The following is a 22484-nucleotide window of genomic DNA, read 5'->3' on the forward strand; positions in this document are numbered from 1 at the left end:
ATTGAACGCCTTCGCCATCACTTTCGGTGACCGCTGGCCGGCCGCCGAGAACTACTGACCGAACGCCAGAAACACCGTTCGCGTTACGGACCCCCTTGACAAAGATTACCTGCATAATGCCGCGATGCGCGCGGCCAGCGGTGGATCCCTCTGCTTTCGCGCCGGTGTTTGCCGGCACCGATCCGACGTCAGCCGGGGAAGCCGGGGTGGGAGCAGAATGGGAGCAGCGGTGTGTTCTGAACTGCATCGAACGGCGCTGAACGAGCTTCAACGGCGGTCAACGGCATCGCTGCGTTGCAGGTCAAACGTAGAGTCGCTGGTCAGGGACGTGCGGACCGTTGTTTGACACGGAAGAGGTCAACTGGCCTGCTTGTGCGTTGACCGATGCTGTGTCATGGCAGGTCTGACGGTTTTAGGCGTCGATCCTGTAAGGAATGAGACGTGCGAAGGACCTTACGGCGGGGAGCAAAATGGGAGCAGAAGGCCAAGGGCGCTCTGGGAATTGCGATCCGAAGGCAGTCAGATAGATGGTTCAGCTGACCTGCGGTTATGCAACACCGAGTGCGCTTCTCAGCTGGGAAGCGCACTCGGCCATTGGCAGAGCTGGGCGCTGCAGGATCCGAAGCTGCGCTGTGCCGGGGGCAGGAGTGCGGCTCGCCCTCCAATGATATGACGTCGATGACGTTGAGCCGGCACACGTCCGGTGTCGGCAGCGGCATGGTTGACATACGCAACATCAAGCAGGCCGGTTAAAATTTGCGCGTCCCGAGGACTCCGTCTGCACGTTGGAGCCGAGTACAGGTTTCCGGCCGCTGCGATGCGTATCGGCGCCTGCCGGTTCATTGGTGCCGGCGCGGTGCCGCAGATACGTGTTGTCGGGGTCGGCTGTGGCGGCTGCCGACAATATCGCGGTGGCCTCGTCCGGGTTGGCGGTTGCGGCCAGCCGCACGTAGGCGTCGATGACGTCGCGCCGCAGCGCCTCGCGGTGCGGGGCCAACCACGGCCACTGGTAGCCGGCAGCGAGCTCACCCGGGTAGGCAGCCGTCAGCTCCCCCGTTACGATTGCTACCTGGTCGCCGTAGGCGTGGGATGCGGCGTTGACGGCGGTGCGCAGCACCCCCAAGTCGTCGCTGACAGCTTGCGGGTTCAGTCGGTAATGCTCGTCATGGCGCACGATCGGGTCGGTGCCCAGTAACGGCTGCAGTTGGCGTCGCAGATCGCTGAGCGTTGTGTAAAGCCTGCCGCTGATCGCCTCTGCGGCAAGCCCAGGCCAGATGGCGTGGATGAGTTCGGTGCTGGTGGCACCCTGCGGGTGCAGGGCCAGATAGACGAGAACCTGCCGGCCGGCGCTCCGGCGCAGGTGCACTACCTGACCGCCTGCGCTCAGTTCTATTCCACCGAGTAACCCCAGATACCCGGGGGTGCGCATCGGCTCCGGGCGGCGGGCCGGTCGAAGTGGAGCCGGGACGGTAGCAGCCGCGCCGGGTTTGCCGGAGCGAGTCAGCTGAAGCAGGGCCAGCAGGTCGGTGGCGGGGGACTGCTCGAGAAGGCTCAGTCGTCGCCGCCCGTTTCCGGTAGTGGTCGAGCCGTCACCCTCAACATGCCACCGATGCTCACCGGACGTTTCACCTAGGACCAGGATCGTGGTCGGTTCCAGGTCGGGATGGTAATGCGGGCTGCTAGCGGCAGCCGTGGTGATGGCGGGATTGGCGACGTGGATGCCGAGCGCTGTCATGGCCTCCGGGCTGGTACCCGGCAGAAGCAGGCGCAGATCGCCGGGGCTGATGACAAGCGTGCGGGCCATCGGCTGGCCGATGGCGCCTTGCAGGGCGGCAGTGACGAGAAGCCCACGGGCGGCAGCGGCCGCGCCCGGCCCGGCGAGGTGGATGGTTGCGGGGAGGTCGTCGAGCAAGGGCAGGGTGGCTTGCTCCGGTAGGGTCGGGCCGTCGGGGAGGGCAGCGATGACGGCTTGGGCGGTGGCCGGCAGCGGCCACAGGTCCGGGTCGTCCAGGTGCGTGCCGGGCCGCGGCGGGCCGGGCTGGTAGGTGCGCTGCCGGTGCAGCCACACGGCGCCGGCGATCGCCGCGATGGCCAGGGCGGTCCGCCACGGGATCCAGCCGCCGCCAGGTAACGCGATGCCGGCGACCTCGTCCGCCTGGCTTGCTGCGGGCAGCGCCGGGTCGCTGGCTGCAGTGTCGGGCCGGTGATCGGCGCCGGCCACCGGAACGATGTCGGCCACGCTGGGGTCCGGGGACGGCACGGTAAACGCGGCGACGCCGGCCATCGAGGTTGCGGTGACCTGCGCCGGGCTGGGCATCGGCAGCTGCCGTAGCCGCCGCCAGCGTGCCCGCGCGCGCCGGGCCACGTGCCGTAGCACAACGACTGTGAGCGCGAGCCAGCCCGCCACAGCAATGACCGCGACAGCGGCGACGGTGGTGGCGGGTGTCAGCGGCTGCTCCCACCACTGCCGCAGTTCCGCCAGGTCGTGGGGTCCCCATCGGTGCTGCAGGAGCCACCAGAGGGCCGCGGCGGGCGGCCCGGCGGTGACAGCAAGTATGACCAGCATGCCCGCGAGCCTGTTCATCCACCGCACCTGTGACCACCTGGTTCTGTGAACCCGGCGTCAGCCGGCCGGGGCGGCAGCCGGCAACCGCAGCACCATCCAGGCCCGGCGCGCCCACCATGCGCCTACCGCCAGGGCGTAGATGACAGCAGGAATGCCGGGTCCGGCGCGCGACACGAGCAGCAGGAAAAAGCCGAGCACGAGCGTCAGGCCGATGCGGGCTCCACCGTGCCTGACCAATGCGCATGCGACGGCGACACCCACCAGGCCGGCGCCAGCCGTGCCGAGCACATCACCCCAGCCGTTGAGCCACGTGGGCAGCCCGCCGTTCCAATACAGGGCCAGGCCGGCGATTCCGGCGCCACCGGTCAGCACGGAGCTGGGCGGGAACGTCAGCAACGCATCCCAGCCGCCGTCCGGGGCTGGGCCCGCTTGCCAGGCAGCACCGAGCAGCACCGCAGCGGCAGCCAGGGCCGGCAGCACCGGCAGCAGCGCCCAGCGCAGCAGCCCAGCGATCGGCTGATCCAGGTAGACCGCAGCCACCACCGCATACATGCTGGCACCCGCTGCGCCGGCGGTGATGGCCGCGCCCAGCCCGGCGGTGATCCGCCCGCCGCCCGGCTGCGGCGATCCCTGCTGGTCGCGCAGGACGCCGAGCAGAGGGCCGGCCTGCAAAAAGGTGATCACCGCGAAGGCGGCAGCCACGGTGAGCTCACCCCAGCTGGCCAGCACATAGAAGTAGGGGCCACGATCGCGCGGTTTCCCGTTGTAGAAGGTCGCGGCGAAAACAAAGTGGGCGAACAGCAGCAGCGACGCCACCGCAGGCAGCGCGAGGCTGACCAGCCGTCGCAGCGGCGGCAACCCGGTCCGCGGGCCGGTCCGGGCTGCTGGTGGCTGGCGTCTGGTGCCGGCTGCACCGAACAGGGCGGTCGTGGCCGGCGGCGCAAGGATCTCCGGCATGGCGCCCAGCTTCTCGGCGATCAGATCGGCTAGTACCGGGGTGGCGGCCCCGCCGATGGCGTAGACGTCCTGCACCCGGCTCAGGCTCAGCTCGGCGTTGGCCAGGGCGTCGCCGGCCAGCACGGCGACCTGCTCCGCGACCGGCTGGACGGCCTGCTGCAGCAGGGCGGCGGTCACGATCGCCGGCGGCTGGCCGCCCGGCATCGGCACCGCCACATTCGGATAGTGCTCGAGGGTGTGCTTGGCGGTGCGCGCCGCGGCCAGCGCCGCCCAGCCCTGACCCGCGGGCAGCCGGTCGGGGCTGCCGCCGGTGATCGCGGCGAGCAGCGCGGCATCTATCCGGTCGCCGCCCACAGTCTCGTCTGCCAGAATCGACAGGGTTTCGTAGCCGACGGCGTCACGTTGCAGGACAGTGACTTCGCATCCGGCGCCGACATCGATGACCAGAACCAGCTCGCCCGGCGCCGTCGTGGACCTGGTCATGCTGTTCGCGGCGGCAACCGGTGCGGCGACGATCTCGGTCACCGGCAGGCCCGCGGCTGCGGCGGCCTGCCGCAGCCACGTGCGGCGGCGTGGCCCCCATCCGGCCGGCACAACCAGGCGTACCTGGTCGGGCTGGTCGCCCGCCACGGTAGCGGCGGTCTGGCCGACGTGACGCAAGGTCGCCGCGACCAGCTCCTGCACCTCGATCGGTGCCCGACCGGCATGAACCGCCGTGTTGCCCGCGCGCAGCGGGCTGGGCACAAAGCCGTCAGGGTCAATCTCGGCCTGCTGCCAGGCCGCCGCCCCGACCAGCACACCGGCCGGGCCGGCATGCACGGCGCTCGACAGCTCTGCCGCACCCTCGAACATCAGTGTCGTCCAGGAACCGTCCGGCCACGACAACACCGCGCGGGTGTACGCCGCGCCGTAACTGATCGTGAGCCAACCCTCCACGGCGGACAGTGAAGCAGCCAACGATGCCGCGGACACCATCGCACCTGCGAGCAAATCTCGGCGCTTGCGCCAGCCCGGCGGCGGCGATACCTGCCTCGCGCCGCCGCTCGCGGCTGGGACCCGTGCGGCGTGCACGCTGCCAGATGGGCGACGCCAACGGAACGGCCGAGCCGTTGACCTGCCGTTGTGAGGATCTGTCAGCGTCTGTGAGCGGTTGTCAGCAGTTCCGTGCGCCTGCTGATGCCTACCGTCAGGACTGCCGAGATGCGACCGCGGCTGCGGCACACCACCCGACGCGCCGGCCGCGACAGTCCACTCCTCACCTGTTCTCCGACTGCGAATGGAGGCTGCCCCGATGATCCGGTTCCAGCGCGTAGCCCGCGCCGTCCTGCTCACCGTCACGCTGCTCGGTGTCCTGCCGATGCTGCTGCACACCGTCGCGGGCAGCCCCATTCCGCGCCGGGCGCCCACCGGGACCGACGTGCAACAGTGGCTGGACGCCCCGTTCGATCCCGGCTACGCCGCCGGGACCGCCCGCACCGCCGCCTGGCTGATGTGGGCGGCCGCCACCGTGACCGTGGCAGCCATCGCGGTGGCGCGGCTGCGCCGACGACCGTGGACCCGGCTCGTGGCACGCCTGCCGACACCGCTGCAGGGCCTCGCTGCCACCCTCATCGGCGCGGCGACCGTCACCGCTGCCGCCTCCGCTGCCGCGGCCCACGCGGCACCGGCCACCACCACCAGCGCCGCCGACAGCCCCGTGCCGGCCGGGCAGCAGCCACCCACCGGTGCCACCCGAACTACAGCCGCCATCGGGGAAACGGCACAGCGCACCACCGTGACGGTCCGCCGCGGCGACACCCTGTCCGCCATCGCCCAGCAGCAACTCGGCGACGCCGGCCGCTGGCCCGACATCTTCGCCCTCAACCGCGACCGCCACTTCCCGGGCGTCGGCGGAACCCTCACCGACCCCGACGTCATCTACCCCGGATGGCGCCTCACCCTGCCCACCCGCGCCGTCACCCACCCCGGTCCGCGGCCCGGCCCGCCCCGCGAACGACCGGCGCCGCCACCACGCCATACCGGCCCGGCACCCTCGACGCCCGGCCCGGCCGCCACCGCAACCCCGCACAACACCGCCACACCGCACGCCGGCGCCGACCACACCATCGACGACCGGACCAGCGACCACGACGGTGTGCCACTGCCCGGCGGCTGGGTCACGGTTCCCGTAGCCACCGCGCTCGCCGCCACCGCGGCCGCCCTCGTATGGCGGCGCCGCAGTGCATGGGCGAGCGCCCCCGGCACGGCCCGCGAACCCGAACCCGAGCCGCTGCCACCGGTCATCGCCACGATGAAGCAGCGCCTGCGCCACCGCCACACCGCTGAACCCGTCGTCGTGCCGGCGCAGCCGACAACGGCCGAGTACCAGCGCGACCCGGCCGCAGTACCCTCGCCCGCCCCCGTTGCCCCGATCGGGCCCCGTCTGGCCGGCATGGCCGGTCCGGCCGCCCGCCGCGGGCAGGCACTGACCGGACCCGGCGCCCACGCGGCCGCCCGCGCCATCCTTACCGCCTCGCTGTCGTCGGGCAGCGACACCGAGCCCGACCACCGCGAACACGTCATCATCACCGGCGACACCCTCGCCGCCCTGCTGGGCGAGCACAGCGGGCGCCTGGTCCCCATGGCCGGGCTCACCGTCGCCACCGACCTGCTCGACGCCCTGGACCGCCTCGACTCGCTGCTCATCGAACGGCGCCGCGTGCTCGACGACTACGGCGCCGCCGACTTCACCGCCCTGCGCGACAACGACCCCGCCCATCCGCCCATGCCCCCGGTCCTGCTGCTCACCCACACCCCACCCGATCACCTGCACGCCCGGCTCACCCACACCCTGCTGCTCGGCGAAGGCGTACAGCTCAGCGCGCTGCTGCTGGGCGACTGGCCGCGCGGCACCTCTCTGGCCGTCGACGCCGACGGCATCACCGAGCACGGACGCCTCGCCGTGCTCGACATCGGCACAACCGCCCAGCTGCTGGCCCTGGTACAGCAGGCACACGCCGGGCGACCCTCTGCTGTACCCGAACTGGCGGACACCGCCGAGGGCGACAACGCCGACCAGCCCGCCGATCCCGCCACCCCGCCCCTGCCCGGCCCGTCCACCAGCGCAACCGCCGAACCCGTCCGCCCCGGCACAGCACCGGTCGGACCCCCGGCGGCTCGACCTCTCGTGCCGGTCCGGCTGCTCGGCACACCCGCCCTCACCAGCCGAGACGGCGACACCTTCACCGGGCTGCGCTTCCACGCCCGCGAGCTGCTGGTCTACCTGGCTGTGCACCGCGGCGGCGCCGACCTGCCCGACATCATGGAAGCGTTCTGGCCCCACGCCACCATGCGCCGCGCCGCACAGCGCCTGTCCACCGAAGTCGCCGACCTGCGCCGCCGCATCCGCCAAGCCGCCGCCGACAGCAGCATCCAGCCCGTCGTCAACACCGGCGGCCGCTACCACCTGGATGCCGGCGTCGTCGACATCGACCTGTGGCGGCTGCTCGACAACCTGCAGCACGCCAGAACCGCCAACCCGCAGCAGCGGGCCGTCCTGCTGCAGGCCGCCGTCGACGCCGGCCTCGCACCGCTGGCCGACGGCTGCGACTACGACTGGATCGGCCCGCACCGCGAACACACCCGCCGCCAAGCCGTCACCGCCCGCCGCGCCCTGGCCGCACTCATCACCGGACACGACCAGGCCCGCGCCGCCGAACTGCTCGCCGAAGCGGCCAGCCTCGACCCGGCCGATGAAAACCTTGCCCAACACGCCGTCCGTGCCCTGCACACCGCTGGACGCGACACCGCCGCCCGGATTGTCCTGCACCGGCTGCATGAGGCCCTGCACGACATCGACGAGCAGCCCTCGTCCGCCACCGTTGCCCTCACCGACCTGCTCGACCCCGCCCCGCCGACCCCAGAACGCCAGTCCCGTGCCGAACCGCCGCGCAGCAGCTCGGCCGGCACCACGCCGTCAAGGCCGGACGAACCGTGAGCACCCGCCAGCTCCAGCAGCTGCGCTGGGCGGTCCGCGCCACCCTCGGCCTCGGCGTGACCGTTTCCATCGCCGCCAACGTCCTGCACGCCCGGCCCGACCCAATCAGCCAGACCATCGCCGGCTGGCCGCCCGTGGCGCTGCTGCTCACCGTCGAACTGATCTCCCGCATCCCCGTCGCCAGCCGTGGCCTGGCTGTCGTCAGAGTCGCCGCCACCACGGTCATCTCCGGGATCGCCGGCTGGGTGTCGTACTGGCACATGGCCGGCGTCGCCGCCCGCTACGGCGAAACCGGTGCATCGCCGTACCTGCTGCCCCTATCTGTCGACGGCCTCATCGTCGTGGCAAGCATCTGCCTCGTCGAAATCAGCGCCCGCATCCAGACGGACGCCGACGAGCCCGCCCGAGCTTCGAGCGCCACTGACGCCGGCTCGCCTCGTCTGCCGGCCGCACCGGCGGCGAGCAGTTTTTCCTTGTCCTGTCCGCCGGTACGCGACCCGGATCCGCCGCCCGGACCGGCAGACGTGTCGCCCGCCGGTGAGGCCAGCCCGGACGCCGACGCCGCCTCGGCAGGCCCTTCCCCGCGCCGGCGGGCGTCCGTGCGTCACCGTGCCCAGCCCATGCGCGGCCCTCGCGACGACCAGGTGGCCTATCTGCCCACCAGTGATGCGGACAAAGCCATGTACGAGGCGTGGCGTGAGGCCACAGCTACCGGACGGATGCTCTCGGGCGCGGACCTGGCCCGAGCCGCCGGCCGCAGCGACGACAGCACCGGCGTGGGCCGCCGCGCCGCTCGCCGCTACCGGACAGCACACGAGAGCGCTGCCCAACACGCGGCCGTAGCCGCCGGCGGCGAGCAGACCGCCGGTAGGCCACTGCACGGTCGCCCGGTATCGGTCAGGTTGTCTTGAGCTGATGTGGATGGCGCGCGATCTCTACCGGCTGGGCCGGTTGTTGTTTCGCCGCCGCGGCCACCGGGCTGACCGCGGCCGACCAGCACGCTTTGACCGGCGCCGCCCAGGTGGGTCAGGACGCCGGGCTGACCGTGGAGATCACAAGGGTCAGTCGCCGGCACTGACGTCCCAGCTGGTGTGGGACACGATAAATGCGATCGAGTGCGCTGTCATGGCCTGGGTCCGTGCGCCGAGACCACCTCGATGTTGCAGTCAGCGCGGAACCTTGCACGGTTGGTGATCTCGTCGGCCTCCGCCCGGGCAGTGGCGATGATGCGGTGGGCGATCGTCTCGGCCTGCTCGAGGACGGCCTGGCCGTGTGCGGTGACGACGTCGAGCTGAGCGGCGCGTTCCGGCGATCGGCCGGCCAGCTCCTCGCGAGCCTGCGCCAGCCGCCGTTGTGTCAACGCCAGCCGCCGTTCGAGGTCCTCACATCGCTGCCGGGCAGCAAGTAGTTGTGACTGCGTGGCGCGTAGCTGCTGGCGAGTATTGTGCAATTCCAGGGTGAGCTCTTCGGCGGCGTCCGTGTCCGGATTGCGCGGCAGGCGGTCAACGCGTGCCGGGCTCAGGCGGTTCTCCAGCCACTGCAACTGGCTGGCGAACGACTCGGCCAGCAGGTCATGAAGACGATCTGTGATGTGGCCATCGCTGATGGATGCGGCAGCATCGTCGATGTCGTCGATTGTCGCGTCATCGTTGTCGACGTGGTGGTCGTTGGTCATAGCTCGGCCTTCGACCGATCCGGTGTGGCACCGCCTGCGCGGCCCTGGGCCCATGTCCGCAGCAACGACTGCCGAGCCAGGCTGAGCCGTTTCCGGACGGCTTCCGGAGTAGATCCGATCTGATGGGCGATCTCGGTCGGTGTGTAGCCGTCGAGGACCCAGGTCATCACCTCGCGTTGCTCGGCGGACAAGACGTCGAGCAGCATCTGCCGGATCCACTGCCATTCCTCCCAGGAGGTCAGGTGAGGATCGGGTCCGTCGGAGACCTCGAGACGGTGACGGATCATCCGGGCACGGATCCTGCTGAGACCGTTGACCTTGGCCTTGACGTAGAACCGCACGACGGCCCGGCGGGCCCAGGCTCGAGGGTCGTCCAAGCGGCGCCAGTGGGCGTAGACGTCGGCCATGGTTGCGGCGGCGGCGTCTTCAGCCTCATGCTCGTCGGCGCCCGCGTACCGCGCTTGTTTGATCAGTGTGGTGTAGCACTCGCGGAAGAAGAGTTCGAACGTTGCTTCCGACCGGAAGGAGTCCGCTGCCCGCGCCGACACCACGTAGCCCTGCCGCTGCGGGTTGGGGTCCCTCGGCGACGAACCGGGCGCCGGCGCTGTATCCGGTGTCGTAGCGGCGTCCGTGACGTCGTGCCGTCCGCGGGACACCGGGGTCAGGCCAGGACGGGCCGGGTCGTTGTCGTGGGTGACGTGGCCGTCAGTCATCAGTACGCACCACAGCCAGGCAGGTCACGGCGGTCGTGGCAACCGCGACGGTCACTACCACCGATTGCGTCATCAGGAACGCGCCCACCACGGCGGCGCAGACACCCTCGACAAGAACCAGTTGCGACGCGGCCGTGGCGGCCGGCACCGACAAAGGCCGTGGTCGTGGCTGTGGGCGTACGGGTCTGGACTGTCTGAGGCGCAGATGCATGCCGGTTCCCCTCGTCGGGCTGATCGATGATCCGCCTATACAGGGCCGGGAGCAGCCTGTTCCGTGAGTCCCCGATCGGGTGAATCCCTTCGATGTGTCGTCATCCCATACGTCTGCGCTGGTCAGCGGCGGACCCCTTCTCTCGTGTGGCCGAGAATGGGTCCGGGTTCAGAACAGCCGCACCACACCCGCGAGCCGGCCATACCCGCCCAACCATCGCTGTGGCGGCATGCGAAGCGCCTTCTCGGTTCGGCGCGACCCGGCAGTGGCCGATCCGGCCTGCGAGCTGATCGACTTGTCAGACCGGCGTCCGTGCGCTCATCGGGTGAGGCGGTGTTGCTGCGACCAGAAGCGCACGGGGCCGAGCCCGACACCCTTGACGCAGACGTTGATGAACAGTTCGTCCGCGGACAAGAAGTCCCGGCTATTGGTCAGGCAGACATACAGGTCGACGGCCTTCTGCCGGTTCCCAGTCTGCTCGGCGGCCAAGAACAGCGACGAGCTGAGGTTGTAGTGGAAACTGCGCCGGCGCGGGTCGGCGGCGTAGAAATCCTCGCTGGCAGGGAACGGCGTGACCGGCTTGTAGCGCGCTCTGCCGGCACGGACGGCGCGCATGGCCGCAGCGCTCGCGCCGGGTCGGTCGAGGAACTCGGCCCAGCGGGCGAAGCCTTCGATGGGCCAGATCGCCTGGCTGGTGGTGCCCTGCGGCCCGAAGTCAAAACGCTTGACCTCAACCAGATGCGGGGCGATGCCGTGCGCGAATTCATGCACGAGGGTGGACTCGACCTGAGAGGTGGTGTGGAGCCGACCCATACTGAGGACGATGCGCGACCCGGCGGAGCGTTCGATCCAGGACGGCTCGTTCGGCTGGTGCAGGGCGGTCGGGTTGGGCTTGGCGAACAACTGCCGCCCGTCGGTGGTGATCCGCGGCGCGAAACTGGTGAATCCGATCGAGCCGTCGGGGTCGGCGCCGTTGTCGTACCACGAGTTGTACTGCCCAGTGCCGGCGAGGAAGACCACGAAGCCGGGCACCGCGAGGCGCTTACGCCAGAGCGCGCGGATTAGCCGGGCGGCGCGCTGTGCCGCGGGCAGATACGTCTTCGGATCCCAGCGGCTGCCGACCGCAGAGTAGACAGTGACCCCGGAACCGTGCGCTGAGCGCAGCGGCACGTCGTCCCATGGCGCGCCGCTGACATAGGTCTGGTCGGTTTGCACGCTGATGTCGGTGAGCTGTGCCCGGCCGTTGATGACGGTGATCGACCAGTTGGCGTGCGAGGCGGAGGTTCTGACGTCGGCCGGCAACTGCATGATCTCGTAGACGGCCACCCGCATGGTGTTCTCGTCGTTGTCGTCGAACCAACCAATGCTGGAGTCGTGGGGGAGCAGATTGAAATACGTCAGGCGCAACTGTCGCAGGTTCGCAAACCGCATCCGTTCCTGAGCGAGGGCGTGAACAGCGGTAGGGGAGATATCGGCCAACCAAGCCCTCAGATCGCCAGCGCGTAGCGCCGCCGATCGGCGCTGGGCAATCTCCTTGATCAGCCGGTCGTCCCGCTCCGGCCAATGCCGGCGCGTGGGTACGGCGGCTGCCGGGGTGCCGAGCGCGGCCGGTGCAGGACCCTGATCACCATCGGCCCGGAAGATGCCGACGCCACCAAGGACCATGACAACCACGGTGATGGCAGCCGGCACCAGCCACCGTCGCCGCAACGCCGATGGCCACCCGCTGAATCGCCGGCCCGCGGTCGGCGTCCGCAGGGTCGGTTTCGCCGGGCCGAGCGCCGGGGCGCGCAGGTGCACGGCTGGACCGTCTCCCGGTGATGGTCGTGCGATGGTGGGCGGCGGATGCGCCGCACGCGGCCCGATGTTGCGCTCGGGCGGCATCCGCTGCTGGTCATCGCTCATCGTCGGCCCCGTCAATGTGGTCGTGCAGGACAAGCGGGCATTCAACCGTGTCGACATGACACGACGCTGCATAGCGGTTGCGAATAATCGCAGCGATTAGCGCATCGTTGCTGGCCGGCGTCAGCCGGCCACCGGCACGAAGTGCCTCTACCTGCCGTTGAGTTGCTCCGGAGGGCCTGCATCGGCACAGGACCCAAGGGTTAAGCTCCAGCTCAGCCCCGCCGTCGCCGACCGCGTCCACAATCACGCCCACGAGCTGCTGGTCGGCTTCCCGCTCTACCCCAGCGCCGACCTGGGCTGACGCACGCCTCGAAAGACTGGTCACCGTGTGGGTGGCCAGCCCTTCGCCTATGTCCTGCGGGCGAGATCGCGAGTTGATGGCCGCGAGCGCTGCGAAATGTCACCTGGAACGCGTCGTGCCGGCCAGGTACTCTCGCTATCAAGCGCGGGTTATTTCGTCGCGGATTTGTCACCATGTGCGACATCTCCGGGGGGGGTGCCACCCGAGCTCGTGGGCGGAGCGCCGTCATCGCACCTGCACGTCAAGGCCTCAACATCGAGGTACTGACCTGCGGATATGTGATCGGCTTTTCGACCACACTGTTCACACGGAGCAACGAAGCTGATTCCGTCAGTAATGCTGCGGCGCTGACCGTCACCCGCACCCCCGTCAGGAGAAGTTTCCTATGGGCATCGCGATCGATGCCCTCGTGTCCTACGCCTCATGGCCACTAGCAGTAATCGTCGGTCTTCCCGTTGCGGGGAAGATCATTGCGATTGCCGTTGCCTTGCGTGGCACTGAGCCTAAAGACCGAGCGCAAATCATCACTGCTGTTGCCGAGTTGTTCCGTACGCGTCGGAGCGAATTGCTCCGTGGGCGACGGAAGCAGTAGACGGGCATCACGGGTAGCGGGATGTGGTCACGCATCGGGCATGCACCCCGCTACTGCCCAACTAGTACGGCAGCGGCACATAGCCCGACCAGCCGGAAATGATGATCGGCTGGTCCGGTAGATCGCCGCTGAGCAGGCGCGTGAGCAGTTGAGGAAGCTCTGCTGGCCGAAGCATGTCATCTGTCGCGGCCAACTCGTTAGTGTCCACCATCGGTGGCTGGTGATGGCGGCTGCCTCGAAGTCTTCGGAACCGGACGTGTCGATGTCGCGGATCTGCACGCGGGCGAGGAAGTAGTCGCTCGTGCCGTTCACGGTGACCGGTCCGACTTGCGACAGCACCGACCGGACACGCTCGCCTCCCAGGCCCCGGACAGCCGGCCGGAGGCGCCGCTGATCATCACTGTCACCCAGTACGGCGGCGTCGAGGCGCCGCAGGCCCCGCCGCGGGCTGAGAGGACCACCGAACTGACCTACGACCTGCTCGCCCGCGACAACGACTGATCCGGCGGGTGCTGACGCCCGGTCACCGGCCGGTCCTCGACGGTTGCGGGCTCATGGCGGGGCTGAGGATTTCCCGGCGACGAAGCTGGGCCCCGCGACTCAAGCGGCCCCGCCGGTCACCGCCAGCTCGGTCAGGTCCGGGTCGCCGGTGCGCCACTGGGTCACGGCCACGGCCACGTACCGGGCGGACACCGGTGACCCGAACGGGGTGTAGGTAGCGCCGTCCGTGGACGTCTCGATGCGGCCGGCCGGGCGGGTCCCGCTGGTCCAAGTCAGGAAGACGGCCGTCACGGCCCGTTCCGCGCCCAGGTCGACGACCATCCGGCCGTCCGGGCCGGGGCGCCACGCGGTGCCGGGGTTGCCGTCGACGGCCCGCGCCGGTTCGCCCATTCCGGCGGGCAGGGGCGAGGTGGGAAAGGTGGCACGTCCGCGAGCCAGGTCGGCGGTGGGGGTGACCGGTCCGCTGACCGGCACGGTGAAGCTCCTGGTTGCCCCGGCGGGCACTTCCGCCCGCGCCGACCAGGCGCCGGCGGACAGGCCGACGTCGACGGCGGCGCCGGACGGAGCGCTGACCGTGACGTGATGGGAATCGGCGACGGAGAACCGAGTGCCGGTCGCCGCGCGGCCGGTCACGGTGAATCGAGCCGGCCGGACGGCACCACCGCCGGCCGGCACCGAGGCGGTCAGGTCCAGCCCGCCGTCGGCGCGTACGACCGACACTCCCCGATACAGCCGGTCGCCGCGAGGCAGCGTCAGCTTCGCGCCGTTGACGGCGGTGGGTGAGAGGTTCAACAGGGTGAGGTATCCATCGGCGTCGCTCAGTCGCAGCGTGGCCGGTCCGCCGGACGGTAGCCGCCGGGCTGCCGCGGCGGACAGGTCGGTGCTCGTGCCGGTGTACCCCTCGACGAGGGCGGCCGAGGGGATACCGATGCGCGTCGGCGACGCCGTGATCGGGCCGGTGGCGCCGTGCGCGACCAGCCCGGCGCGGCCGTCGATCCCGGCCCAGGTGCCCAGCGTGACGGTGGCCGGGGCGGCGACGGCGGTGGACCAGTTGGTGCCGTCGGCCGAGGTCTGGATGAGGTACGCCGTCGCGTACGCCTCTTCCCAGGTCAGGGTCACCCCCGTGAGCTGGACGGTGGCGCCCAGGTCAACGGCCAGCCAGCTGTCGGCCCGGCCACGCTCCTCCTTGGCGACGGCCCAGCGAGTGGTCGCGTTACCGTCCACGGCGTTCGCCGCGGGATACGCCCCGTCGGCCGATGACGCGGTGACGGAGCGCCCCCGGGCCCGGTCGGTGCCGGCGGCGTCGAAGGCCTCGAGCGTGAACAGCGAGTAACCGTATTGGCCCGAGGCCGACTGCCCGAGAAACCGCACGTGCCGGGCGGCCCGGGCGAGGAAAGTGATCTTGTCGGTGCCGCCGTCGCCGAGCCCGGCCGGGGGTGTGACCGGGCCGGCCGGTCCGGTGAAGCTGCGGGAGCCGTCGAGTCCCGGCACGCCCGGCATGGTCAGGTTGAACAGTGTCAGCGACGACGGGCCGGGTCCGGCGTAGACGACTGTGCCGGTGGGCAGCGTGGCGAAGCCGGCCCATCCGGCGGCGGTCTGCAGCACGGTGGCGGTGGCATCAACGCCGTCGCGGGCGGCGGTGTACGCGGCCGTCCATTGCCGTGTGGGAGGTGTCGTCTGGGCGGGCAGGAACGCCGATGACCGGGTGTCGATCAGCCAGTTGTCGTGTCCGGGCTGCCAGAGGAAGCGTTCCTGGCCGGGTTTGGTGACGGCGGCCGCGAAGCCGGTTCTGCTCTGCTGTGCGGTCAGCCCGACGGCCGTACCGAAAAACCGGGTGCCCGCGGCCGCGGCGAAGAACTCGGCGCTGGACACCGGCTGCACCGGGGTGGTCCGCCATCGGTGGAACAGGTAGGCGATGGCGAGTTCGGCGCGGGCCTCCGGTTCGTACTTCTCCTCGCCGCTGAACTTGGTGAGCCGGTACTCCGGGGCGTACCGCAGGTAGGGAGCGAGCCTGGCGGCCAGGTCAGCCTCGGCGCGGGCGGCGTGGGTGTCGCCCTGGACCTGGGCCAGGAAGGCCAGTGGCAGCACGTCGCGTCCGTACAGGTGATAGCGGTCGGCGACCATGGGCATCACCGGCTCGCCGGCATCGCTGCTGAGCAGACGCAGGGTGGCCCACAGTTCGCGCCCGTTGGGCTGGCGGGTCAGCACCTGCGGCACCTCCCGGCCGGCCGCCAGGAAGTGCGCGGCGGCCCGCCCGGCGGTGCGCCACAACTCGGCCTGGTAGTGCGGGTTGACCGAGCCGTGGTTCTCGACCACGAACGTGTCGTGCAGATTGTGGGCCACGTTCCAGGCGCTGACCGGCCGGCCGTCCACGACGGCGGGGTTGGCCCGGTCGGCGGCGGGCAGGCCGCTCGCGTTGGCGGCCCAGAACACGAACCGCTCCCGCCAGCGGGCCGCCTCTGCGTCGCCGGTCGGCGCCCAGGCCAGACCGGGCGCGATGGCCTGGGCGTAGACGCCCATCTCCTCCAGCTTGGTGTCACCGCGATACCCGCCGGCGGTGCCGTTCGGCGTCCAGGAGCCGCTCAGCGGGTCGTTGCCGGTGCCCAGCCCATAGACGTACGCGGCCTGGCCGCGCGCGATGGCGTCGACGTTCGCCCGGGTCGTGGCACTGAGCTCGGCCCACAGCAGCCGGGCGGCGAGGACGAAGTACAGCTCGAACGTGGAGTCCCAGAAGAGGCGCCGGCCCCACTCGTCGCCGCCGGCCAGCCGGTTGGTGCCGGCGAAGTGGGTGATCGTGGCCAGCGTGCGCCGGCGCAGGGTGTCCGCGTCGACGCCGGCCAGTGCCGCGTCGTAGCCATCCGTGGTGAGCAGCACCGCATTGCCGAGCACGGCGGCGAACCGGAAATCGGCTGACCGGTAGGCGCCGATGGTCGCGTCCCACTGCTGCTGCACCCAGCGGGTGTGCATGAGCAGCAGACGGTGGTACTCGTCGGCGACCGGGTCGGGGCCCGGGGCCTGGGCCGGCGCGGGGAGGGGCAGGGCCATGGCGCCGGCGGCGGCACCGAAGGTGGCCAGCAAGGCGCGTCGCGTGGGCATGAACGGCACCATCTCCAAGACAGATTCGAGCGGGAAATTGTCAGTGCACGGTGTGCCGTTACTGACCGCGTAACTGCTCATTCATGATCAGAAATGCGCCGAGGCCGTGAGTGTCGTTGACCCGGCGCAGCCGGTTGAAGTAGTAGTCCTCGTCGCCGACATTGGTGCCCTCGCAGATGTCGGCGATCCGGGTCAGGCCGTCGGAGCCGACGGAGAGCTGCTTGAGCACGCCGCTGTAGCCCTTCGTCGCGACCGCCCGGTATTCCTCGCCGAGCCAGCCTCGCTGAACGCCCCGCGACAGCAGGAAGGTGAACATCGCCGAGCAGGACGTCTCCCGCCAGTTCCGGGCGTCGGTGCTCTTGTTGACGACCTGATACCACATGCCGGTGGAGGCGCCCTGGTATTTGCGGTAGCCGCCCGCCAGGTGCCGGACGATGTCGATCAGCTCGGGCCGGCGGGCATGACCGGCGGGCAAGGTCTCGAGCAGGTCGACGGCGGTCATGCCGAACCAGCCGATGGCCCGTCCCCAGTGCACTGTCGAGCGGCCGCCGTTGCTCTTCGCCCACGGCGCCGAGCCGTCCTGGTCGTACGCGTGGAACAGCAGCCCGTTGGCCGCCTTCAGATGCTTGAAGTACACGGCCATGTTCTGGCCGGCCTGGTCGTAGCAATACTCGGCGTCGCCGAAGGCTCGGCCGTAGGAGGCGAGGAAGGGCAGGGCCATGTACACCCCGTCGCACCACAGCTCGCCGCGCATGTTGACGTTGTGGATCAGAGCGCCGTCGGTGGTGCGCGGGTATGTGTCGAACCGGCGGCGCAGCTGATCGGCCGCGGTCCGGTATTTGCGCAGTCCGGTCTCGGCGTACAGAAGGGGAAGCAGGTGCGCGGGCCGCATCGAGTCGAGGCTGGTGAACGTGTTGGAGATGCCGGCGTCGGTGACGAACCGGTCGACCCACGCCTTGATGAAACCGAGGTAGGCGGATTCGCCGGTGCGCCGGTAGACGAGGTATTGGCCGTAGAGATACAGGGCCTTGTGGTAACTCCACTCGCCGAACGTGGCCGGCGTGAATCGCGCCATCGTCGAATCCACGATCGCCCGGGACACGTCGTCCGGTAGCGCCGCGGCCCGGGCCGGGCCGGGCCCGTTCAGGGCACCGAACAGCCCGGCCGCGCTCCCCAGCGCGGCGGCGGATCCGGTCAGTAGCGACCGTCGGGACAGGTGCATGGCGTCGCTGCTCAGGGGCCGGTTCATTCGAAGAACTTCAGGCTGTAGCCGGAGTCGGTGGTGGGCCCGGGGACGTTGGCCCTGCGGTACGTGGTCTTGCTCCACCAGACGGCGGTGCCGGTGTACCAATACCGCGCCGACCACGAGTACGGCGTGCCCTTCGCGACCGCGTGGTACATGATCGGGAATCGGTTGCCCGCCGGCGGGCTCTTGGCGACGTCGCCGCGGTCCAGCACGAACGTGTTCTGTCCGGGCCCGTCCGCCTGGGTCGTCGGAGTCCAGCCAGTCATCATGTTCGGGGCGTGCGAGCCGAACAGGCAGCCGTTGCTCTTGTACCAGTCCCACACGTTCGCCGGGTTGCCGCCCTCGCGCAGTCGCAAATCGGCCAGGCAGTACTTGCTGCTCCAGCTGCCGTTGGCCGAGTACACGACGTGCAACTGACCGTTCGGGTCGAGCACCGGTTGCGGCGCCTCGTTGATGAACGGGTTACCGACCGTGCGCTCCCACGACTCGCGGGGCTGAGAAATGATGGAGCGCCCGCCGGTGGTCGTGGTCTCGCTGCTCATCTTCGCGATGTAGAGGTTCTGCTCGTTGGCATTCGCGGCACCGGACCAGCCCGACCAGACGAACCAGCGCTGACCCTGAAAAGTGAAGGGCGCGCCGTCAATGGCCCATTGATCGGCCGGCAAGGCGACTTTGACATGCGCGCTGTAACCGGAATCGGGGGAGGCGGAGCTGATGTGGTACATCCGGTGCGCGGAACTGCGTCCGGCCGAGAAGTAGATGCGATACCTGCCCTGATAATGCACGATCTCGGGCGCCCACACCTCGCCGAGATTCCCGGTGTCGGACCACACCTTCTTCTTCGGCGCGGTGGCGATGCCGTCGAGCGTCGAAGCGGTGCGGACGACGATGCCGCCGTCAGCGGCCTTGGCGGAGACGTAGCGGCCGTCGACCTGGATGACACTCGGGTCGGCCCCGCCCAGCGTGGTGCGACCAAAGGGGACCGGCGGCGCGCCGGCCGGAGCAACGGTCCCGGCATCTGCGTGCTCGGCGGAGTCAAGGGCCTCGAGGAGGCCCGCGGTGAGGGCGAGGAGGAGGGCGGCGGTACCGGCGATCCGGCGCGTATGCGACATGCGCTGTACTCCGGGGGTGTCGGGGGTGGGGCGGCGAGCGCTCAGGCGCGGCGGGCCAGCATGAAGCACTCCGAGAAGACAATAAATATGGACGTATGTCAATTGCTGCTTTTACTAATTTTATTAGCTCCCGGACGGAATGGGCATGCCGTGATGAGGCGCCCGCCGGTTGCCGCGCAAGGGCCGCCTCGCAGTGGGTCGTGAATTCGCAGGCCATCATCATTCTGCGCGGGGTGAAGCAAGCGTCATGCAGGATGGAAAGGCCAGGCCGTGGCCGCCGATATCAGTATGTGCGTGGGTATGGAGATGTGCCCGAAAGGGCATGGTGAAAAGGCCTCGCGAAGGTGAACGCACGACCGGCCGGTGGTTGAAGCGGCTCCGGTCGTCGTGGTGCCGGCGGCGGAGGGAGCGCTGCCGGGGCATGGCGGCGCGCCGGTGGTGAGCGGCGATTGACTGAAAAGACTATGAGTCACCGGCTGGTCCGCCATCACAACGTGCGACTCATGTCTGCCCATCTCGGCTTAATGGATCTTTCCGGACAAAAGCACTAAGAGGTAGATTCAGGCACGCCACGGATAAATCGGTGCTCGCCGGCCCACGTGGCCGTGATCCGAAGTTCCCACCAGCAAAGGACCAGCATGTTGAAGGCTCTTGCCACCGGTACCATGCTTCTCGCCTCGCTTGCCGCGACCGCGGCACCGGCAGCTGCCTCCTCCGCGCCGACGCCACGCAACGAGATGACCGTCAAGGTGGTGGCGGCCAACGGCTCCGGTTGTCCTCGGGGCACCGCCCAGGTCACCCCGTCGCGGGACGGTAAGGCGTTCACCGTCACGTACAGTCAGTTCACCGCCCAGGTGGGCGTCGGGGCCAAGCCGATCGACTTCCGGAAGAACTGCCAGTTGGCGCTCGATGTGCGGGTGCCGCAGGGCTACACCTATGCGGTCTCGCGGATCGACTACCGCGGTTTCGCCCGTCTCCAGCGGGGCGCGCGTGCGACCCTGACCGCCTTCACGTACTTCCAGGGCGAGTCGCGTACCGGGATGAGCCGGCACAACTTCTCCGGACCGGTTGACGCGGACTGGCTGCGGAGCAAGACCGTCGGGATCAGCGCTCTGTCCTTCCGTCCCTGCGGGGACCAGCGCTACCTCAATGTCAACAACGAGCTGCGCGTCTTCGGTGGCTCCTCGAAGGTGAAGAAGACGACCAGCCTGATCACCATGGACTCCACCGACGGCAGCCTCGACACCGTCTACCACGTCGCCTGGAAGAAGTGCTGACAACCACACCGACCGGCTCGCGACTTGAGCCGGGGGCTTGATCCGCTTCCGGATCCGGCGCCGGGCCAGTCACCTCCAGCACCAGGTCCCTGCACTCCGGCAACAGCTCCGGACTGCGGGGACCTGGTGTTTCGTCATGGGCCCGGGCCCGGTCCGGGCCGCGGATGAGCACGCTGACGAAGACACCCGCCAAGCATGCCGGCCCGGGCCAAGCCCGGGCCGGCACAGTGGAGAAGTGTCAGCACTTCTTCCAGGCGACGTGGTAGACGGTGTCGATGCGCCCGTCGGTCGAGTCCATCGTCAGCATGCTGGTGGTCTTCTTGGTGTTGGACGAGCCGGCGTTGACGCGAAGCTCGGTGTTGACGTTGAGGTAGCGCTGCTCACCACACGGCAGGAAAGCCAGCGAGCTGATGCCGACACTGTCGGTCCGCTGCCAGTTGCCGTCGAACGGGCCCCGGAAGTCGTGCCTGATCCGGGTGCTCTGTCGTTCGCCCTGGAAGTAGTAGTTGGCGGTCTGGGACGCGGTCGCTCCGCGCTCCAGCTGGGCGAAGCCGCGGTGGTCGGTGCTGGAGATCGCGTACGTGTAACCCTGGGGGACGTGGACGTCCAGGGCGAGCTGGCAGTTCTTCCGGAAGTCCGTCGGCTTCGCCCCCATGCCCACCTGGGCGGTGAACTCGCTGTAGGTGACGGTGAAGGCCTTGTTGTCCGGAGAAGGTGTCACCTGCGCGCTGCCCCAAGGACATCCGGAGCCGTTGGCGGCGACGACGCCGATGACCATCTCTTCGTTCGGCCGCGGTGCGCCACCGGCGGCATTGGCCGGCGAGCCGGTCGCGACGAGGGAGGCCGCCAGAGAGGCGCCGACAGCAAGAGCTTTGAGCACGGTAAAACCTTTCGAATACGTGAGCCGATCCAAGTGTTCGTCGCGCGGAGACATACCAGGCGGCCGTCGTACTTTTAATGACCTGCTACGAAATGTCCTGGCGACACTGGATCAACGATGCAGAAGACCTTTGCGTGACCAGTGGGAACACACCCCGACTGAGTGGGCGAGCATCGTTTGGTCCTTTTGGCCCACCTCACTGGTCAGGGGGCGAGGCAACTGCATCATGCAGGCGTCCGGTTCTCCGTCCGGTGCCCCCGCGTTGTCCATACCCGGGCCGGCGACGCGTTTGTCTCGCTCACTACCCCGGGCGTTGATCAGGCGTCGAACGACTCCCACGGTCCGATCGTGGTGCGGTTGGCGATCAGCGGGCCGGCTCCGGCGTCTTCGGCGCAGACATATCGGCCGCTGGCCTCGCTGCGGAAACTGACGCTGCCGTCGGCGTTGCGGACGCGGGTGAAGGTCTCCCAGCCGCCGATGGTGTCGCGGTCGGCGGTCAATGGGGGCCGCCCCGGTCGGGTCGGCGCAGACGTACTTGCCGGTGCGGGTGGAGCGGAGGGTGATGAGACCGGCGCCCGCGTCGACGATGGTGAACTTCTCCGACGCCGAGGGCAGCGAGGCGGTCAGCGGGGAACCGCCGACGAACAGGCCGTCGGCCCGCGAGCGCGGGCCGCCGGCGGCGGGGGCGTCGCCGGTGGTCTGCCGGGACGGCTCAGCAACCTATGCCGAGGCGATTCGCGACGGTGCTCCGCAGGCGGTGCAGGTCAGCGACCGCTGGCATCTGTGGGCAATCTCGGCAAGGCCGTCGAGAAGACTCTGATCGCCCATTCCAGCTGCTGGCGGCTCGATTCGGTTCCCTCAGGGCTACTCGACGCGCGAACCCGCGAACGGCACGCCGCCGTGCACACCTTGCTCGATCAAGGCGTTGGCCTGATGGAATGCGCCCGCCGACTCGGCTGGGCATTGAACACCGTAAAACGTTACGCCCGCGCCGCCCGCGCGGAGGATCTGCAGCGGCCGCCGCGTTACCGCGAAACGCTGGTCGATGCGTTTCGTGGTCACCTGCGCCGCCGCCGCGCCGAAGAACCGGGCGTGGCGGTGACACTAATGCTGGCCGAGATCCGCGAGCAGGGCTACACCGGCAGCGCGAATCTGCTGGTCCGCTACCTCAACCAGGGCCGTGCCGATAGCGAACGCATCCCGCCGTCGCCGCGACGGCTAGTCGCCTGGCTCATGAGGCGCCCCGAGAAACTGCCCGCTCACCACCGAGACCATCTCGACGATCTCCTCAAAGCCTGCCCTCACTTGACCGCCCTGACAGGCCGTATCCGCGAGTTCGCCAGCCTGCTCGGCCGCGCTGCTGGATTCTTGGGGCTGCGCGGGGGGGGGGGGGGGGGGGGGGGGGGCCCCGCCGGGCGCCCCCCCCCGGGGGGGCCCCCCCCGGCGGCGGGGGGGGGGGCCCCCCCCCCCCACGCG

At 69.7% G+C, this 22484-nt stretch carries 18 protein-coding genes; 5 read left to right on the top strand and 13 right to left on the bottom strand.

What is annotated here, in order from left to right:
* Nucleotides 1–736 precede the first annotated feature (736 nt).
* A complete protein-coding gene (locus ACZ3I4_RS45375; RefSeq protein ID WP_465388376.1) occupies nt 737–2584 on the bottom strand; it encodes an AfsR/SARP family transcriptional regulator in 1848 nt (615 codons plus the stop codon).
* Nucleotides 2585–2623: 39 nt separating this feature from the next.
* Nucleotides 2624–4594, bottom strand: a complete 1971-nt coding sequence (locus tag ACZ3I4_RS45380; protein ID WP_465388377.1) for an Hsp70 family protein — start codon at nt 4592–4594, stop codon at nt 2624–2626.
* A 220-nt stretch (nt 4595–4814) separates the two neighbouring features.
* On the opposite strand from ACZ3I4_RS45380, the gene ACZ3I4_RS45385 reads away from it, so the two are divergent.
* Nucleotides 4815–7499 carry a BTAD domain-containing putative transcriptional regulator gene (locus ACZ3I4_RS45385; protein ID WP_465388378.1) on the top strand — a complete coding sequence of 895 codons (2685 nt, stop codon included), beginning with the start codon at nt 4815–4817 and terminating at the stop codon, nt 7497–7499.
* The gene (locus ACZ3I4_RS45390; RefSeq protein WP_465388379.1) at nt 7496–8410 is read left to right on the top strand and encodes a DUF2637 domain-containing protein; all 915 of its coding nucleotides are present in this window, start codon (nt 7496–7498) and stop codon (nt 8408–8410) included. Before ACZ3I4_RS45385 ends, ACZ3I4_RS45390 begins: the two co-directional genes overlap by 4 nt.
* 212 nt (nt 8411–8622) lie before the next feature.
* Here the strand turns inward: ACZ3I4_RS45390 and ACZ3I4_RS45395 are convergent, their stop codons facing one another.
* The 5 genes from ACZ3I4_RS45395 to ACZ3I4_RS45415 form a co-directional block, all read right to left on the bottom strand.
* Nucleotides 8623–9174 (bottom strand): hypothetical protein, encoded by a 552-nt coding sequence (locus ACZ3I4_RS45395; RefSeq protein ID WP_465388380.1) that lies wholly within the window; start codon nt 9172–9174, stop codon nt 8623–8625.
* Nucleotides 9171–9887 carry a sigma-70 family RNA polymerase sigma factor gene (locus ACZ3I4_RS45400; protein WP_465388381.1) on the bottom strand — a complete coding sequence of 239 codons (717 nt, stop codon included), beginning with the start codon at nt 9885–9887 and terminating at the stop codon, nt 9171–9173. Before ACZ3I4_RS45400 ends, ACZ3I4_RS45395 begins: the two co-directional genes overlap by 4 nt.
* Nucleotides 9880–10035 carry a hypothetical protein gene (locus ACZ3I4_RS45405; protein ID WP_465388382.1) on the bottom strand — a complete coding sequence of 52 codons (156 nt, stop codon included), beginning with the start codon at nt 10033–10035 and terminating at the stop codon, nt 9880–9882. Before ACZ3I4_RS45405 ends, ACZ3I4_RS45400 begins: the two co-directional genes overlap by 8 nt.
* 381 nt (nt 10036–10416) lie before the next feature.
* Entirely contained in the window at nt 10417–12060 is a 1644-nt protein-coding gene (locus ACZ3I4_RS45410) for a hypothetical protein (RefSeq protein ID WP_465388383.1), read from the bottom strand.
* A gap of 897 nt (nt 12061–12957) precedes the next feature.
* Nucleotides 12958–13107, bottom strand: coding sequence for a hypothetical protein (locus ACZ3I4_RS45415; RefSeq protein ID WP_465388384.1), 150 nt, complete (start codon nt 13105–13107; stop codon nt 12958–12960).
* 116 nt (nt 13108–13223) lie between these two features.
* Between ACZ3I4_RS45415 and ACZ3I4_RS45420 the strand changes: the two genes are divergently transcribed.
* A complete protein-coding gene (locus tag ACZ3I4_RS45420; protein ID WP_465388385.1) occupies nt 13224–13397 on the top strand; it encodes a hypothetical protein in 174 nt (57 codons plus the stop codon).
* 99 nt (nt 13398–13496) lie between these two features.
* Here the strand turns inward: ACZ3I4_RS45420 and ACZ3I4_RS45425 are convergent, their stop codons facing one another.
* Genes ACZ3I4_RS45425 through ACZ3I4_RS45435 form a run of 3 tightly spaced genes read right to left on the bottom strand, consistent with a single transcriptional unit; the run spans nt 13497 to nt 18851 of the window.
* Complete coding sequence (locus ACZ3I4_RS45425) at nt 13497–16493, bottom strand: discoidin domain-containing protein (RefSeq protein WP_465388386.1); 2997 nt, start codon at nt 16491–16493, stop codon at nt 13497–13499.
* 58 nt (nt 16494–16551) lie between these two features.
* Nucleotides 16552–17742 (bottom strand): glycoside hydrolase family 88/105 protein, encoded by a 1191-nt coding sequence (locus tag ACZ3I4_RS45430; RefSeq protein ID WP_465388387.1) that lies wholly within the window; start codon nt 17740–17742, stop codon nt 16552–16554.
* Nucleotides 17739–18851: a glycoside hydrolase family 43 protein gene (locus ACZ3I4_RS45435; protein ID WP_465388388.1), complete on the bottom strand. Its 1113-nt coding sequence runs from the start codon at nt 18849–18851 to the stop codon at nt 17739–17741. Before ACZ3I4_RS45435 ends, ACZ3I4_RS45430 begins: the two co-directional genes overlap by 4 nt.
* A 638-nt stretch (nt 18852–19489) precedes the next feature.
* Between ACZ3I4_RS45435 and ACZ3I4_RS45440 the strand changes: the two genes are divergently transcribed.
* Nucleotides 19490–20128, top strand: coding sequence for a DUF4360 domain-containing protein (locus ACZ3I4_RS45440; protein ID WP_465388389.1), 639 nt, complete (start codon nt 19490–19492; stop codon nt 20126–20128).
* A 238-nt stretch (nt 20129–20366) separates the two neighbouring features.
* Here ACZ3I4_RS45440 and ACZ3I4_RS45445 read toward each other — a convergent pair whose 3' ends face one another.
* Nucleotides 20367–21008: a DUF4360 domain-containing protein gene (locus ACZ3I4_RS45445; RefSeq protein ID WP_465388390.1), complete on the bottom strand. Its 642-nt coding sequence runs from the start codon at nt 21006–21008 to the stop codon at nt 20367–20369.
* 317 nt (nt 21009–21325) lie between these two features.
* Nucleotides 21326–21508, bottom strand: coding sequence for a fascin domain-containing protein (locus tag ACZ3I4_RS45450; RefSeq protein WP_465388391.1), 183 nt, complete (start codon nt 21506–21508; stop codon nt 21326–21328).
* Nucleotides 21509–21570: 62 nt separating this feature from the next.
* Here ACZ3I4_RS45450 and ACZ3I4_RS45455 point away from each other — a divergent pair, with 62 nt between their 5' ends.
* Entirely contained in the window at nt 21571–21828 is a 258-nt protein-coding gene (locus tag ACZ3I4_RS45455; RefSeq protein WP_465388392.1) for a hypothetical protein, read from the top strand.
* A 44-nt stretch (nt 21829–21872) separates the two neighbouring features.
* On the opposite strand, the gene ACZ3I4_RS45460 is transcribed toward ACZ3I4_RS45455, so the two are convergent.
* Nucleotides 21873–22070: a hypothetical protein gene (locus tag ACZ3I4_RS45460; RefSeq protein ID WP_465388393.1), complete on the bottom strand. Its 198-nt coding sequence runs from the start codon at nt 22068–22070 to the stop codon at nt 21873–21875.
* Nucleotides 22071–22484: the final 414 nt, after the last annotated feature.

Source organism: Actinoplanes sp. NPDC021490, assembly GCF_055562135.1.